This window comes from Pseudomonas sp. G7(2022) (assembly GCF_052660475.1).
Window position 1 is genome coordinate 1507828 of record NZ_CP109659.1, and the last position, 13797, is coordinate 1521624.

Consider the following 13797-nt stretch of genomic DNA (forward strand, 5'->3'; position numbering starts at 1 on the left):
TCCTCAGGCGAACAAACGGTCGGTGTTGATAAAGCCGCGCTCGTTCTCCGGGCGCGAGGTACGGCAGTGTTCGGCGACGCTGGCGTCGGCGTTCATCCAGCTCAGCTTCAGTGGTTTTGGCGCGTAGTCGGGCGACGGGTCCATCGGGTGTTGCAGGGCAGTGAGGACGACGAGGGTGTCCATCGGTGCGTACAGCTCGATGTAATCGCCGGCCTTCGAATGGCCTTCGACGAAATGGAAGCGCCCGGCTTCATCGACGTTGACCCGGCTGAACAGGTTGAGGGTCATCAGCAGGTCGGACAGGCCCAGGCCCCACTTGCCCAGTTCCACCAGCAGGTTGTCGGTGCCGTTGCGAAAGAAACCGTTGCGCAGTTCCTGATAGCGGCCCTGGCCATATTTTTCGGCGACCTCTTCAGCGCACAGCACACCGCCGAGGCTGTCGCTCCAGCCACAAGTGTCTGCGGTGATTGCTGCCAGCACCCGGCCCATGTCCGAGTAGAGGCAATGGCCGGCGGTCAGCTTGGCGGTGTGTTGGCACTTGAGGCTGTCGGGCAGGTTCAGGCGCTCGGTTTTCTCGTTGGCGTTGAGCAGGGTCAGGCTGACGTTGGCCCCACCGCGCAGGTCGGTCAGGCGCAGCAGCTGGCCGCGTTTCAGGACGAAGGAACGATGGCCTCCGCCTGGCAGGGTTTCTTCGGCGAAGGGTGGAAACAGTTGGGTCGAATCAGTCATGGGAGCAGTCCTCTCAGGCAATACGAAGCGTGCCGGCCAGCTCGGCGGGCAGGGCGTCGACGGCGGCGCGTTGGGCGCGGCGGTCGCTGTTCAAAGGGATGTCGTAGGTGATACGGGCGCCATAGGCACCGGGGGCGTGCGGGTCGAGGCGGACCTTGTCGAACACCAGCAGGCGGGTGCCGAGGCTGAAGCCTTCGGACAGGTCGTGGGTGACCATGAACACGGTCAGTTGCGTCTCGCGCCACAGCCCCAGCAGCAGGGCGTGCATGTCCTTGCGAATACCCGGATCGAGCGCGCCGAACGGTTCGTCGAGCAGCAACACGCGCGGTTTCATGATCAACGCCTGGGCGATCGCCAGCCGCTGTTGCATGCCGCCGGACAGTTGCGCCGGGTACTTGTCCAGCGCATGGCCGAGGCCGACTTTGTGCAGCAGCGCCGAGGCCTGTTCGCGGGCGTCTTTCTTCGCGCTGCCGAACAAGCGCCCCAGCAGCGGAGCGCGCGGCAATTCCAGGCCGATCGCAACGTTGTCCAGCACGCTCAGATGCGGGAATACCGAGTAGCGCTGGAACACCACGCCACGGCTGGCATCCGGCTCGCGGGCCAGTGGCTCGCCGTCGAGCAGAATCTCGCCGCGACTGGCGGTTTCCTGACCGAGCAGCAGGCGCAGGAAGGTCGATTTTCCGCAGCCCGAAGCTCCGACCAGCGTGCAGAACTCACCCTCGTTGACGTTGAGGTTCAAGCCTTCGAGCACCACCTGGTCGGCGTATTGCTGCCAGACGTTTTTCACCGTGATGAAGCTCATTTGGCCGCCCCCTCATACCAGGGAAATGCCCGACGGGTCAGGTATTTGAGTCCCCAATCCATCAGCCAGGCGAGCAGGGTGATCCAGACCACGTACGGCAGGATCACGTCCATCGCCAGGTAACGGCGCACGAGGAAAATCCGGTAGCCCAGACCGTCGGTGGAGGCGATGGCTTCGGCGGCGATCAGGAACAGCCACGCCGATCCGAGCATCAGCCGCAGTGAAATCAGCAGGCGTGGCAACAGTTGCGGCAGCACCACACGCAGCATCAGGGTCCAGGTCGAAGCGCCGAGGGTCTGCGCCTTGATCAGCAGTTCGACCGGAATGTCCCGTGCGCGCTGCTCCAGATCACGGGCGAGTGCCGGGGTGATACCGATCACGATCAGCATCACTTTCGACAACTCGCCGAGGCCGAAGACGATGAACAGAATCGGCAGGATCGCCAGCGGCGGCACCATCGACAACACCGTCAGCATCGGCGACAACGGTGCGCCGAACAGCGGCAGGGTGCCGGCCGCCATGCCCAGGCACAGCCCGGCCAGCGCCGCGATGCCGAGGCCGATGGCCAGGCGTCCGAGGCTCGACGCGGTGTCTTGCCAGAGCAGGTATTCACCGGTGCGACTGTCGGCGTTGAAGGCCAGGCGTTTGACTGCATCGCTCATCTGCACCGCGCTGGGCAGCAGTTTGTCGTTGGGGTTGTCCGCCAGGCGTTCGGCCGAGCCCATAAAGTAGGCGAACAAGACCAGGGCGAAGGGCAGAATCACCAGCAGCAGGCGGCTCGGTCGATCCGGGTGACGATTGATCAGGCGCATGGCCAAATCCTCCGTGGCTTAAAGCTTGGCGTCGGCGGCCAGCTGCACGTAAGTCGGATCGAAACGCAGCTTGAGATTGCCGGTGTCGCCGCTGGTCACGCCGTTGGCGAAGGTCATGCCGACGGCGCTGGTGTCCTTGGCGCCTTCGCCGAGCAAACCGTGCTGGAACGAGAACTCGGCAACTTTGCGCATGGTTTCCGGCAGTTGCTTGCTGGTGGCGAACGCCAGGGCTTCTTTCGGCGTGGCGAACAGTTTGGTGGTGTCCAGTTGCGCCTGGAATCCGGCCAGATCGGTGCCCGAAGCTTTGGCCATGTGCTCAAGCGCGGCTTTGCCGGCGGCGTTCCTGGCGTTCATCAAGTCGACCACTTCAAACCACGCGCCGGTCAGCGCCTTGCCCAGCGCCGGGTTGTCTTTGAGGGTGGCGCTGTTGACCACCATCATGTCCATGATTTCACCGGGGATCTGGCTGGAGTTGAAGACTTCGGTCACGCCGGGTTTGGCCTTGATGTCCGAGAGCATCGGATTCCAGGTGGTGACGGCGTTGACCTGATCGGTGTTGAAGGCGGCGGAAATATCGGCGTCGGAGGTGTTGACCACTTTCAGGTCTTTTTCGGTCAGGTCGACCGAGTCCAGCGCGCGGGCCAGCAGGTAATGCGAGACCGACAGTTCGACGAGGTTGACGTCCATGCCCTTGAGGTCGGCGACTTTTTTGCCTTCGCCCTTGAGGACGATGCCGTCATTGCCGTTGGAAAAGTCGCTGACGATGAGCGCGGTGCTGTCGACGCCACCGGCGGCCGGAATGGTCAGCGCATCCATGTTGGTCATGGTGCAGCCATCGAACTGACCGGCGGTGTATTGGTTGATCGATTCAACGTAGTCGTTGAGCTGGACCACGTCGATCTTGATCCCGTATTTCTTCGCCCACTTATCGACGATGCCCTGACTGCCGGCATACTCCCATGGCATCCAGCCGGCGTAGATCGTCCAGCACACACTGAAATGGTCTTTCGGGGCAGCCTGGGTCTGGCTGCTGAGGAGGGCGGCGAAGGCGGCGGCGAGCAGGGCGGGGATACGTAGTCGTGACATGGCGGATTCTCCAGTTGATCGAGGGCGGACAGGAAGGCAACGCGGCACCGCGAACGGTGGCTTGTCTCCCGGGCTTTTGTCCCGCCGTGTAACCTCAACTGGAGGTCGCCAACTCTCGGACCAGCCACTCGCAGATGCGAGCCGGAACCCTAGTCAGCCATTGCAAATTGTGGTGCCGCGAACCTGTTATGACTCCTGCACGGCTTTGTTAAAGCGAGAGCCGTGCCAAGTAGCGGCGAGCCCTCTGCCACTTGGCTTGCGGGTGGATGGGCCAGGTTGGCAGGTGCAGGCGACGCTTTGTGTTGGTGCGCGCTTGCACCGTCATGCAGCGCGGTGGCCGCTGATCCGATGCCCGTAGGGGCGTGGGCACTTGGTAGCGGTTCGCCAGTCAAATCTGTTGTCAGCCGGTCTGTGCCGACTGCTGTCGCAGGTCTTTCAGGAGGCCGTCATGCGTATTTCAAAATTGCTGCGTCGGGTGCTGCTGGGTGCAGTGCTCGGTCTGGGGCTGTCCGGTTGCTATTACTACGCCGGCAGCTACGATGCCTACCCCGCAACCTATTACTATCCCGGCTATTACTCTCCCTATTACTACGGTGGCTATTACGGTCCGCGTTACTACGGTGGTGCCCGCTATTACTACGGCGGCTATGGCCATCGCGGCGGTTACGGACGGGGTTATCACGGCGGTGGATATCACGGTGGCCACCATTAATCAGTGGCTGAATGAGTCGATGTTTTCGTGAATAAGGTTTCATCAATCACATGTTTCAACTTGTTACAGAAACGCACCAGTTTCAGAAAACGCTGTCAGATATTTCGTCAGTCGCCGAATGAAAGACTGACGCCTGCCAGCGTCGCTGGTGTGGCTACCCGCGGTCCAGGAGGCCGCCATGTATCGCCGAATTCTTCTGTTTACCGTGATGCTTTTTTCCCTTGGCGGATGCGTCCCTTATTCCTACGGAGATGGCTACTACAGCTCAGAGGTCTACACATCGCAGGCACCTTCGTATTACAGCGGTGGCACTTATTACACCGGCGGCACGTATTATTCGGCACCGCGCTACTACCAGCCAGCACCGCGCTACTACCAACCGGCGCCCCGGTATTATTCGGCGCCTCGTTACTACCAACCGGCTCCGCGCTACTACGAGAGCCGTCGCTGGCACGGCGATGATCGTGGACGCTGGGATGGCCATCGTCGTGGTGGCTGGGACGATCACCGGGGTCGTGGTAACTATGACCGTGGCGATCACTGGCGAGGCAACCGCTGGTAACCCCCCGCAAAAAAGCGGCGCATTGAGCGCCGCTTTTTTTGTGCCTGTTTTTTGCGTTGGTGTGGATCGCACCATCTCCTAGGGGGTTATCGGAACCCTCCTACAGTTTCATTTCTGAATATTTGTTAGCGTTTGTATGCACCTGTTGATGTTGAAAAACTTCAACTTCATGGGGGTGTATAAACTCGGAATATTGCTCAGATATGAATCTTCTTATCATTCATCAGAATTTTCCCGGTCAATTTCGTCATGTGGCCTTGGAGGCATTGCGCGGGCGTATGGGCGTCATTGCAATTGGACGCGATACAGCGCCAGGCATTGCCGGGGTAAAGTTACTTCGATATCGACCATCAAGGAAGATGACTAATGGCGCTCATGACTATTTGCATAGATATCAAGAGGCTGTTTCGGACGGGCAGCAAGTTCAACGAATATTGAATAGACTCAGCCAGGCAGGCTTTCGACCTGATGTAGTTCTTGCTCACCCTGGGTGGGGTGAAACACTATTCGTCAAAGACGTGTACCCCGATGTGCCTCTGGTTCATTTCTGTGAATACTATTACCGAGCGCGTGGGGCAGACTTTGGTTTCGATCCTGAGTTTCCCTGTGCGATGGATGCGTCTTCAAGGATTAGAGTCTTGAATTCGATGCATCTCCTGAATGTTGAGCAGTGTGATGCCGGGATTGCACCTACACAATGGCAGCGCGGTCTTTTTCCGAAAATATATCAGTCCAAAATTCGCGTCATTCACGAAGGCATTGTTCAATTTGGCGAATCAGAAAAGGTCGAGTCTGTAACGCTGCCGAGTGGGCGCGTGATAAAAGCAGGCCAGCCTATCGTGACTTATGTTGCCAGAAACCTCGAACCGTACCGAGGCTTCCATAGTTTTATGAGATCCATTCCCTATATTCAGGAAAAGTGCCCGAGCGCGCAGGTCATTGTAATGGGCGGTGATGGTGTCAGTTATGGAGGGATGCCCATTGGATACCCTAACTGGCGAAGCAAGATGGCCGCGGAGGTGGATGTTGATATTTCAAATGTTCACTTTGTTGGGAAGTTGCCTTATCAAATATACAGGTCGGTTCTGAGTCTTTCGAAGGCTCACGTGTATTTGACATATCCGTTTGTTTTGTCTTGGTCTCTGTTGGAAGCAATGGCATCTGGCTGTGTTGTCGTAGGTTCAAATACCGCTCCCGTGCAGGAAGTTATCGAAGATGGAATCAGCGGGATACTTGTTGATTTTTTTGACGCTGAAGAAATCGCCACGGCAGTGTGCAGGGTTTTAACGTCTTTCGCTGGTTTTGAGTCTATGAAGGATGCAGCGAGGTTGAAGGCAAGCGAATTCGATGTGGTTAAAGGCGTAAGCGGTTACTTTGAAGTGTTTAAGGAGTTGATGAGGTGAGTTGTTTCGAGTGATGTGATTGGTCATTTTAAAATGGAGATTTGAAATGCTTAAGATGTCTCGCAAGGAAGTTTTTCGCCAGTGCCGAAGGGGAGTTAAATATGGAGTGTTACTAGCGATCTGTTATTGGGTCGTTGATTTCTGTATCCGATGGGAGGAGGCCGCTGAGGCGCGGGCGATTTATCAGAAGAAACAAGGGGAATGCAGCAGGAAGCTGGCAGGTATGGAGCAGGTCCCTATCCTTGGCGGCAGCCTGCTGGACCGGACAAAGATTCCCGGGTTCTATTTTGGATCGACATTAAGGAGCGACGGTTCCTGTATTGCCGATCTTCTTGATGGGTCATTCTGGTGGACGGGAAAAGAACTGGTTCCTGTGTATGAAACTCTTGGGGTAGAACCACCCACCAGCTGGACGCATTACCACGTAACCGCCCGGCTTTACACCAGAAGGGATACCACGGAACCGCACAATATGGGCGGGCGGCATGTGGATTGGCCGGATGAGTTGGTTGTAAAGCTGAAGAACTATCCAGGCCTGGAACTTTGGCTTACCGCGCCTCCACCCAGTATCAAAAATGAATTCTCTGTTCGAACGTTTGTTATGCACGACTGGCGCCGGCGTGATGCAACACCACGGAAGATAAATTGTATTGGTTTAAATTCGCCCGAATCTAAAGCTTCTGCCAGTGGTTTGAGTAAAGCATATCTTTTGAAAATGGATAAGGAGCAGTTGGAGAATTTGGAGTTTGGGAGTTTACGTACGTATTGTACGGTCGAGTTGCACCATTTCGACTTTGCAGGTGGGGATGCTCGTATACATTTGGGTACCGAGGGTTTGCGGGGGGCACCAGAAGCGCTTAAGGCTGTCAGTGACTATCTTTCACATTCAATTATTACAAGGAAGTAAATATGAGCTATATATTCAGTGATTTGGAAAAGTCGGAAATTTTGCAGGCTGCAAATATTTGTGAGGGAATGGAATTCAATGTCGAGGATGAAGAGTATTTTGCGTTGGCAATGGAGGGGCGAAACTGCGCTGTACTTTATCGCACATTGTCGAATGTTTTGGGTGAGAAATTTTTAGACGGTTCTGCGTTCGATGAGAACGTAATGGGCATTTTTAAAGATGCCAAACTCTGGCTCGATGTAGCAATTGATGCAAATGGCGGAGTGGGCGCTTATTCTGCATTGATCCGAGCTTATACCCTGCGGCAGGGGGAGTTAAGGTTAAATAAAAAAATCAGCGATTCGAAGATGCAACAGTCATCTAATCAGGTGGCTGTCAATCTCATGAATACGTTGATAAAAGGCTCCGTTGAGCATAATTTGGCTCCATGGACTGTGCCCTCCATAAGCCAAATTGCAGAAATCGATGCGAGCGCTATTGGTAAAGTATTATTTCGTGAAGATGTTGGTGACATTGATTCAGCTACCAGTCGTAATACGGGATGGTCTGGAACAATCGGCTTCAGCCTGTTGGGTGGAGAAAAACCCTATGAAACTTGGAGGTTGATCTCCGCCGGTGATCCGGATTCCCATATAAAAGGGAATCATCATCTTGCCAAGTTAAACAGGCTCGATGACCTAAAGAATATTCTGTTTGCCGTGGACTCATACAGTGTTGCATTGCAGGCAGTGATTAAAAACTTCGGGTCGAATATGGTTGAAAGCCTGTTTTCAGTCCTACCCGAACAGATAAACATCGCTCTCGCCAGTGGTAGCATCAATCCGCTGATTCAGCATGTGGTGAAAGGTACGCCCATCTCACCTATTGTCAGCCTGATATTGCGATATAACCTGAATGATTTCTTTGACATGCTCAGGCGAACCTACGACGGAAACTCGGCCGCCACGCCTACCACCGACGAAACCTTCGCCTCCAATGCCTACACATTTTTCTCCGCACTTTCTCCGTCTCAATCGCAAAGCATCGTTACCAGAACCATTGGCGAGTATGGCAGTGCCAAGGACTGGGCAACGTTGGCCAGTCAGGCAACGCCAATCGGCGCCGCGTTACGCAATTCCCTCAAGCAACTAAGCGAAATTGTGATTGAGCGAGCCGACGGTTTTTCCGGACGCGAACTGGAGCTTTACGATCCCGAAACGGGGGAGGGCTTCATCACTGAGCAGTGGCTTGCTGATCGCTCTGAAATGCTGGCCCGGCTGATTTCCCGAACCAATGGATCGTTCGGTCGAAATACTGTCCAGACCTTTTCCTATTCGGATCTGGCTTCGGGCAAACAGGCCCCGATGACCACCGGCGTCTCAAACCCTCTGGTCATGTTTGGTGATGACGGCGGTCGATCATTTGGTGGCGGAACGAATACCGATCATCTTTACGGCGGTGGCGGCAACGATTCCATGAGCGGACTGTCCGGTAATGACTTTATCCAGGGGGGGCGTGGCAATGACTCTTTAACAGGAGGCGACGGCAATGATGCGTTGTACGGTATGGCCGGTGATGATGTGTTGGCGGGTGGCAAGGGTAACGACTCTCTAACTGGCGGGCCGGGTAACGATCGGTATGAGTTCTCCAGCGGAGATGGAGTAGACGAAATTTTTGATGCGGACGTTGGGGGTGGATTGCTGATAAATGGACTTCCGATCCAACCTCTCGAACGCAGTGCTCCGCTCAGCAATATCTGGCTTACGGAAGATCGAGCCATCAGCTTGACGCTCATTGAAGATCAGGCTGAAAACACGCTGAACATTAAATACGGACTGAGTGATCTCATCGTCGTAAAGAACTTCAAGCCGGGGATGCTCGGCATTGATCTTCCTGATTACCAGGGCCAGACGTTCCCCGCTCCCGATCTGGTCCTTCAAGGCGACTGGAAAGTCAAAGATAACGACCCAAATGTTCGCGGAGATCAGCCTTCCTTTGATGAGTTGGGCAACGCCGTGCATTTGCCCAATGTTAAGCAGAGGAACAAAGCCGACCTGCTTTACGGATCACCGAAAGATGACCTCATCGTTGGTCTTGGCGGGTCTGATCGATTGTTCGGCAAAGAAGGCAACGATCGTTTATTCGGCGACAAGCAGACGACGCTGGAAAATGCATTTGCCGATGCAACAAAAGGAAAGGCCAGCCGTGGCGACTGGCTGGATGGTGGGCAGGGTGATGACCTGCTTGTCGGCACTGCCTCGCGAGACGTGCTGCACGGCGGCAACGGTCGAGACACGCTGATTGGAGGAGCAGGTGATGACAATTTGTCCGGTGATCAAACAACCGGAGCACATGAGCAAAATTGGACAGTCAAGCGCATCGACGTTCCACTCAGTGATGGCGTCATCAGCATGCGTAGCGTCTTTGACAAATTTTCATTAAATAGTCCCACCGAGGGCAGTGACGACATCCTCTATGGGCAGGGTGGCCGAGATTTTATTATTGGTGGCTGGGGAGATGACCTGCTCGATGGCGGAAGTGACGACGACACACTGTGCGGCGAAGAGGGTAATGACACGCTGGCTGGCGGGAGTGGCAATGACACATTGCTGGGAGACAACCTGGATTGGGGTGGCGGTCTCGACAGTCGCCATCATGGCAACGATTTGTTGGCGGGTGGCAGTGGCGATGACTCCCTTGCCGGAAACGGTGGTAGCGACGTGTTGTACGGCGGCAGCGGCAATGATGTGCTGAAAGGTGATGACGAGGTGCTGCGAGGCGTTTCGGGTGATGCCGCAGACTTTTTCGGAAGTGATTTTCTGGATGGCGGTGAGGGAAATGACACCCTTTGGGGCGGCGGTGCCGGTGATTCGCTTTTCGGTGGCGGAGGGAATGACGAATTGGTCGGTGATTACCATGAACACCCGATTCGTTATCACGGTGATGATTATCTTGATGGCAGTACGGGAGACGACACACTCCGTGGATTGGGTGGCTCCGACACACTGGTAGGCGGATCAGGTGCAGATGCTCTGGATGGTGATGAGCCTGGCTTGAAAGCGGGCGGAACCAATGATGACCACATTCAAGGTGATGCAGGAAACGATACGCTCTGGGGAGGTTTGGGCGCCGATACGCTTTTGGGCGGTGCCGATGATGATTTTTTGATGGGGGACTACGAGCAAACATCCGAAGCAGAACATGGCGCCGATTATCTTGACGGCGGTTCAGGCAACGACACTTTGCTGGGCGGTGGCGGAAACGACACGCTGATTGGCGGGGAGGGAGTCGATTATTTACGCGGCGGCCCTTGCGATAACGTGTTTGAGGGTGGTGCCGGCAACGATTATCTGGAAGGGATGCAGGGTAACGATGTTTTCTACTTCGGAGTGGGCGATGGAGTGGATGTTGTTAGCGATACAGGTGGCAACAATGTCGTAAGTTTTGGCGGTGGATTTTCTGCTGAGAGCTTGCAGGCCGAGATCGTCAATCTTGATGCGGGCACAGCGTTGCGGCTGTCGAATGGTACTGGTGACGCGCTTCTGATTCGTCACCATGAAAATTGGGCAAGTTCTACGTTCAGGTTCAACGATGGTGTGATCCTGAGTTTCCAGGATGTAATCAAATTAACGGTGCAACCGGTAGATGTAACGGATCCGTCTGCGACATTTGCTGCGGTACCCGATCCCGAAAAAAAGCAGGACATTGAGAGTGAGAGCGTAGCAGTCGTCCAGACACAGCCCGATGACTTAGCTCCTTCTACTGAGAAGGAAGGCAGTGAAACGGGTCGTCACACCGGGTGGGATAGCCTTTTTCTTTCGGAACTGAACACAAAGCGCTCAGCGGCCCGGCAGGCATCAGGATTTGCACTGAACGATCAGGGTGTTTGGGTTAGAAGTCATATTGCTACCGACGAAAGTGGCTATGCCATTAGCGCCGAACTGATCCATGAGGACGTTGAAGCCGGAGTCTTTTCCAGAACACCCGAGTGGATGGGGGCGATTGCCGCTGACGCCGTGGTGACTGAAAGGCAGTCAATCTCTGCAACGAAAACTACATTCAAGTTTGTAAAAACTGAAGCAGCGCAATTACCAACACAAAAGCCAAAGTATTATCCGTCTGGCTCCAGTTATTCGGGGTTTTCGTTCAATTTGGGCGATGCTGTAGTCGAAGATATCGATCATTCGGGCGCCATTCAGGGGTGGTACGTGTACCCCGCTGGCAGTTTCGAAAGTCATGAAACTGTTCGTAAAGCGTTTCGCTGGAGTTCTACTACTCAAACGATCAAGCATAAAGTTGTTCATGGTAATGACGCTGGTGGCAGGGTAAATCTCGAAGTGGGAAATCTCTTTCATGGCGGTGCAGGAGATGACTTGGTGGTTACCTATGCTGGTTCGGTGCTTGAGTACGGCGAGGTGAACGACAGGATCCCAGGCGCATTTTTATCAGCTGGCGCAGGCAACGACACACTGCTCGGCTCCGCGGGTGCCGATTATTTGATCAGTGGGCCGGGAGAAGATTGGCTTTACGGCGAAAACGGTCCCGACACTTACATAGTTGAAGCGCATGATGGCGCAACCACCATTATTGCCGACGTGCTTAACCCTGTTTTTTTGCGCCCCGAGGTTGGAGCCTCTGGGTGGCATGAAGAGTTTGGGGGGCTTGGTATTGATACCGTCGTTCTTCCGGAAGAGGCGAAACCAGATAAGTTGAAACTAACCTGGGGCGCTGTGTTGGTTGAGGCGGTAAATATTGAACTGTCACCCACCCCACCACGTGGGGCTCATCGTCAACCGCCTCGGGCCCAGATGCTGTACACCACACTCGATATCGAATGGGGCGGAACTCAAAAAGTACGAATCGTTTTGCCCAATCCGAACGATCTCAGTGGTTCCGGAATTGAACGGGTGAGGTTTGCTGACGGCTCGAGCATCAATTTTAAAGACGTCGTTAGCCGCTTAGGCATCGCCCCCGATACTTATCATCATGGCATCACCGTTCAGTACGCTACTCAGGTCAAGTCTTTTCGAGACAACCGTTTTCTACCGCTCGTGGGCGGTCGCGGTAATGACACCCTCAGCGGCACTGGTGAAATAAGAGGGATGCAAGGAGATGATCTGCTTGGCGGTGGCTCAGGTGATGACGTGCTTTACGGTGGGCCGGGCAATGACACCTTGTCCGGTGGCGGGGGCAATGATGTGTATAAATATGATGGGCTTGGGCGAGACCTGGTAATCAATGCCGGTGGCGGAACTGACGGTATAGACTTTTCGGAGGTCGGGCTGTCGATTGATCAACTCAAGTTCCACCGTGAACGGGATGATCTCGTCATCGTAGTCAGCTATGGCATGTCTCCAAAGATTCGTGTCTCCGAACACTTTTCAGGAGGCGATGCCGCTATCAGCTTCATCAGCGTTCAAGGAGAAGAGGGAGCTGTTGAAAATTACGCGGCGAATCAACTCGCTGAGCTTTTGCACCCTCTGCCTCCGTTGCGGGATGTAGAGGATATCTTGTCGAGAAATGATGAAGAGTCGTTGCAGGCAATGAAGGAAATAATCGCGTTTTACGAGTTGAATGTTTGATCGCAGAATTTCGCAACTGGCTCAAACTGTCCCGCGACAGAGTCCAAGAGACTGCCATCGCGGGCAATGATCGGTTTTAGTATTGCGACAGATCCGCCAACGGATGCCGCCCCTCCCACACCTTGTGAAAGTGCGCCTCGACCACCGCGTCCGGCACCCGGGCGATGTCCGGCCAGTGCCAGTGCGGTTTGTGATCCTTGTCGATCAGCCGCGCCCGGACCCCTTCGCTGAACTCCGGATGTCGGCAGCAATTGAGGCTCAGGGTGTATTCCATCTGAAAGACTTCGGCCAGCGACAAGTGGCGGGCGCGGACGATCTGTTCCCAGACCAGATGCGCCGTCAGTGGCGAGCCTTCACTCATGGTTTTCGCGGCACGGGCAATCAACAGGTCGCTGCTTTCGCGATGCAGGCTGATGGCTTTCCAGGCGCAGATCACGTCGCTGACATCCAGCCATTCATCGATCTGCTGCCGACGCGGCAGCCATTGCGCCTCAGGTATTTGTGCCACGGCTTCCTGCTGCAACGCCTTGAGCAGGCTGTTGAGTTGCATGGTGGTCTGTTCCTGCCAGTTCAATTGCAACAAACCGTCGATCAGTTCCTGTTGCTGTTCGTCGAGCAGGAAGCGGTCGGCCAGGTCCAGATCGATCGCATCGCGGCCGTTCATGTGCGCGCCGGTCAGACCGAGGAACAAACCGAGCTTGCCCGGCAGTCGTGACAGAAACCAGCTGGCGCCGACATCCGGGTACAGGCCGATGCTGATTTCCGGCATCGCCAGACGACTGCTCGGCGTGACGATCCGGATGCTCGCGCCTTGCAGCAGGCCCATGCCGCCACCAAGCACATAACCATGGCCCCAGCAGATCAACGGTTTCGGGTAAGTGTGCAGGCTGTAATCCAGACGATATTCCGCGCTGAAAAACTGCGCAGCCAGCGGCGGCACTTCGCCGGGATGGGCGCGGCAGGCTTCTACCAGACTGCGCACCTCGCCGCCGGCACAGAAGGCCTTGGCGCCGTTGCCGCGCAGCAGCACGCAGACGATTTGCGGATCCTTGGCCCAGGCGTTCAGTTTGTCGCTCAGGGCGTGGATCATCGGCAGGGACAGCGCATTGAGCGACTTTTCGGCATCCAGAGTGGCCACGCCGATGCGCGCGCCGTCGGTGCCGGTCAGTTCTTCGAAGTGCAGATTCATCGTGACCTCGATCGGGAATTTGAACGATCAGTAT

10 protein-coding genes and 1 riboswitch are annotated in these 13797 nt (G+C 55.4%); of the genes, 5 read left to right on the forward strand and 5 right to left on the reverse strand.

Going from position 1 to position 13797, the window contains the following annotated elements; all coding sequences use genetic code 11:
- Positions 1 to 3: 3 nt before the first annotated feature.
- Genes NE357_RS06815 through NE357_RS06830 form a run of 4 tightly spaced genes read right to left on the reverse strand, consistent with a single transcriptional unit; the run spans position 4 to position 3429 of the window.
- Positions 4 to 729, reverse strand: a complete 726-nt coding sequence (locus tag NE357_RS06815; protein ID WP_085648612.1) for an urea amidolyase associated protein UAAP1 — start codon at positions 727 to 729, stop codon at positions 4 to 6.
- Between the two features lie 13 nt (positions 730 to 742).
- Complete coding sequence (locus tag NE357_RS06820) at positions 743 to 1531, reverse strand: ABC transporter ATP-binding protein (RefSeq protein WP_169429233.1); 789 nt, start codon at positions 1529 to 1531, stop codon at positions 743 to 745.
- A complete protein-coding gene (locus tag NE357_RS06825) occupies positions 1528 to 2343 on the reverse strand; it encodes an ABC transporter permease (protein ID WP_102685956.1) in 816 nt (271 codons plus the stop codon). Before NE357_RS06825 ends, NE357_RS06820 begins: the two co-directional genes overlap by 4 nt.
- Before the next feature lie 18 nt (positions 2344 to 2361).
- Positions 2362 to 3429: a putative urea ABC transporter substrate-binding protein gene (locus tag NE357_RS06830; RefSeq protein WP_169429234.1), complete on the reverse strand. Its 1068-nt coding sequence runs from the start codon at positions 3427 to 3429 to the stop codon at positions 2362 to 2364.
- A gap of 63 nt (positions 3430 to 3492) precedes the next feature.
- A riboswitch (guanidine-I (ykkC/yxkD leader) is annotated at positions 3493 to 3593 on the reverse strand.
- A 284-nt stretch (positions 3594 to 3877) separates the two neighbouring features.
- Here NE357_RS06830 and NE357_RS06835 point away from each other — a divergent pair.
- From NE357_RS06835 to NE357_RS06855, 5 genes are all read left to right on the forward strand, one after another.
- Positions 3878 to 4141 carry a hypothetical protein gene (locus NE357_RS06835; protein ID WP_169429235.1) on the forward strand — a complete coding sequence of 88 codons (264 nt, stop codon included), beginning with the start codon at positions 3878 to 3880 and terminating at the stop codon, positions 4139 to 4141.
- A gap of 178 nt (positions 4142 to 4319) precedes the next feature.
- Positions 4320 to 4703: a hypothetical protein gene (locus NE357_RS06840; protein WP_169429236.1), complete on the forward strand. Its 384-nt coding sequence runs from the start codon at positions 4320 to 4322 to the stop codon at positions 4701 to 4703.
- A gap of 203 nt (positions 4704 to 4906) precedes the next feature.
- A complete protein-coding gene (locus NE357_RS06845; RefSeq protein WP_169429237.1) occupies positions 4907 to 6106 on the forward strand; it encodes a glycosyltransferase family 4 protein in 1200 nt (399 codons plus the stop codon).
- Positions 6107 to 6152: 46 nt separating this feature from the next.
- Positions 6153 to 7013 (forward strand): hypothetical protein, encoded by an 861-nt coding sequence (locus NE357_RS06850; protein WP_169429238.1) that lies wholly within the window; start codon positions 6153 to 6155, stop codon positions 7011 to 7013.
- A 2-nt stretch (positions 7014 to 7015) separates the two neighbouring features.
- Entirely contained in the window at positions 7016 to 12574 is a 5559-nt protein-coding gene (locus NE357_RS06855; protein ID WP_169429239.1) for a calcium-binding protein, read from the forward strand.
- Between the two features lie 76 nt (positions 12575 to 12650).
- On the opposite strand, the gene NE357_RS06860 is transcribed toward NE357_RS06855, so the two are convergent.
- Positions 12651 to 13763, reverse strand: a complete 1113-nt coding sequence (locus NE357_RS06860; protein ID WP_169429240.1) for an enoyl-CoA hydratase/isomerase family protein — start codon at positions 13761 to 13763, stop codon at positions 12651 to 12653.
- Positions 13764 to 13797 lie beyond the last annotated feature (34 nt).

Excerpts from the sequence above, each read along its gene's own strand:
- NE357_RS06860 (WP_169429240.1), bottom strand. The coding sequence starts at position 13,763 with ATGAATCTGCACTTCGAAGAACTGACCGGCACCGACGGCGCGCGCATC.
- NE357_RS06850 (WP_169429238.1), top strand. The coding sequence starts at position 6,153 with ATGCTTAAGATGTCTCGCAAGGAAGTTTTTCGCCAGTGCCGAAGGGGA.
- NE357_RS06840 (WP_169429236.1), top strand. The coding sequence starts at position 4,320 with ATGTATCGCCGAATTCTTCTGTTTACCGTGATGCTTTTTTCCCTTGGC.
- NE357_RS06845 (WP_169429237.1), top strand. The coding sequence starts at position 4,907 with ATGAATCTTCTTATCATTCATCAGAATTTTCCCGGTCAATTTCGTCAT.
- NE357_RS06820 (WP_169429233.1), bottom strand. The coding sequence starts at position 1,531 with ATGAGCTTCATCACGGTGAAAAACGTCTGGCAGCAATACGCCGACCAG.
- NE357_RS06835 (WP_169429235.1), top strand. The coding sequence starts at position 3,878 with ATGCGTATTTCAAAATTGCTGCGTCGGGTGCTGCTGGGTGCAGTGCTC.
- NE357_RS06855 (WP_169429239.1), top strand. The coding sequence starts at position 7,016 with ATGAGCTATATATTCAGTGATTTGGAAAAGTCGGAAATTTTGCAGGCT.
- NE357_RS06815 (WP_085648612.1), bottom strand. The coding sequence starts at position 729 with ATGACTGATTCGACCCAACTGTTTCCACCCTTCGCCGAAGAAACCCTG.
- NE357_RS06830 (WP_169429234.1), bottom strand. The coding sequence starts at position 3,429 with ATGTCACGACTACGTATCCCCGCCCTGCTCGCCGCCGCCTTCGCCGCC.
- NE357_RS06825 (WP_102685956.1), bottom strand. The coding sequence starts at position 2,343 with ATGCGCCTGATCAATCGTCACCCGGATCGACCGAGCCGCCTGCTGCTG.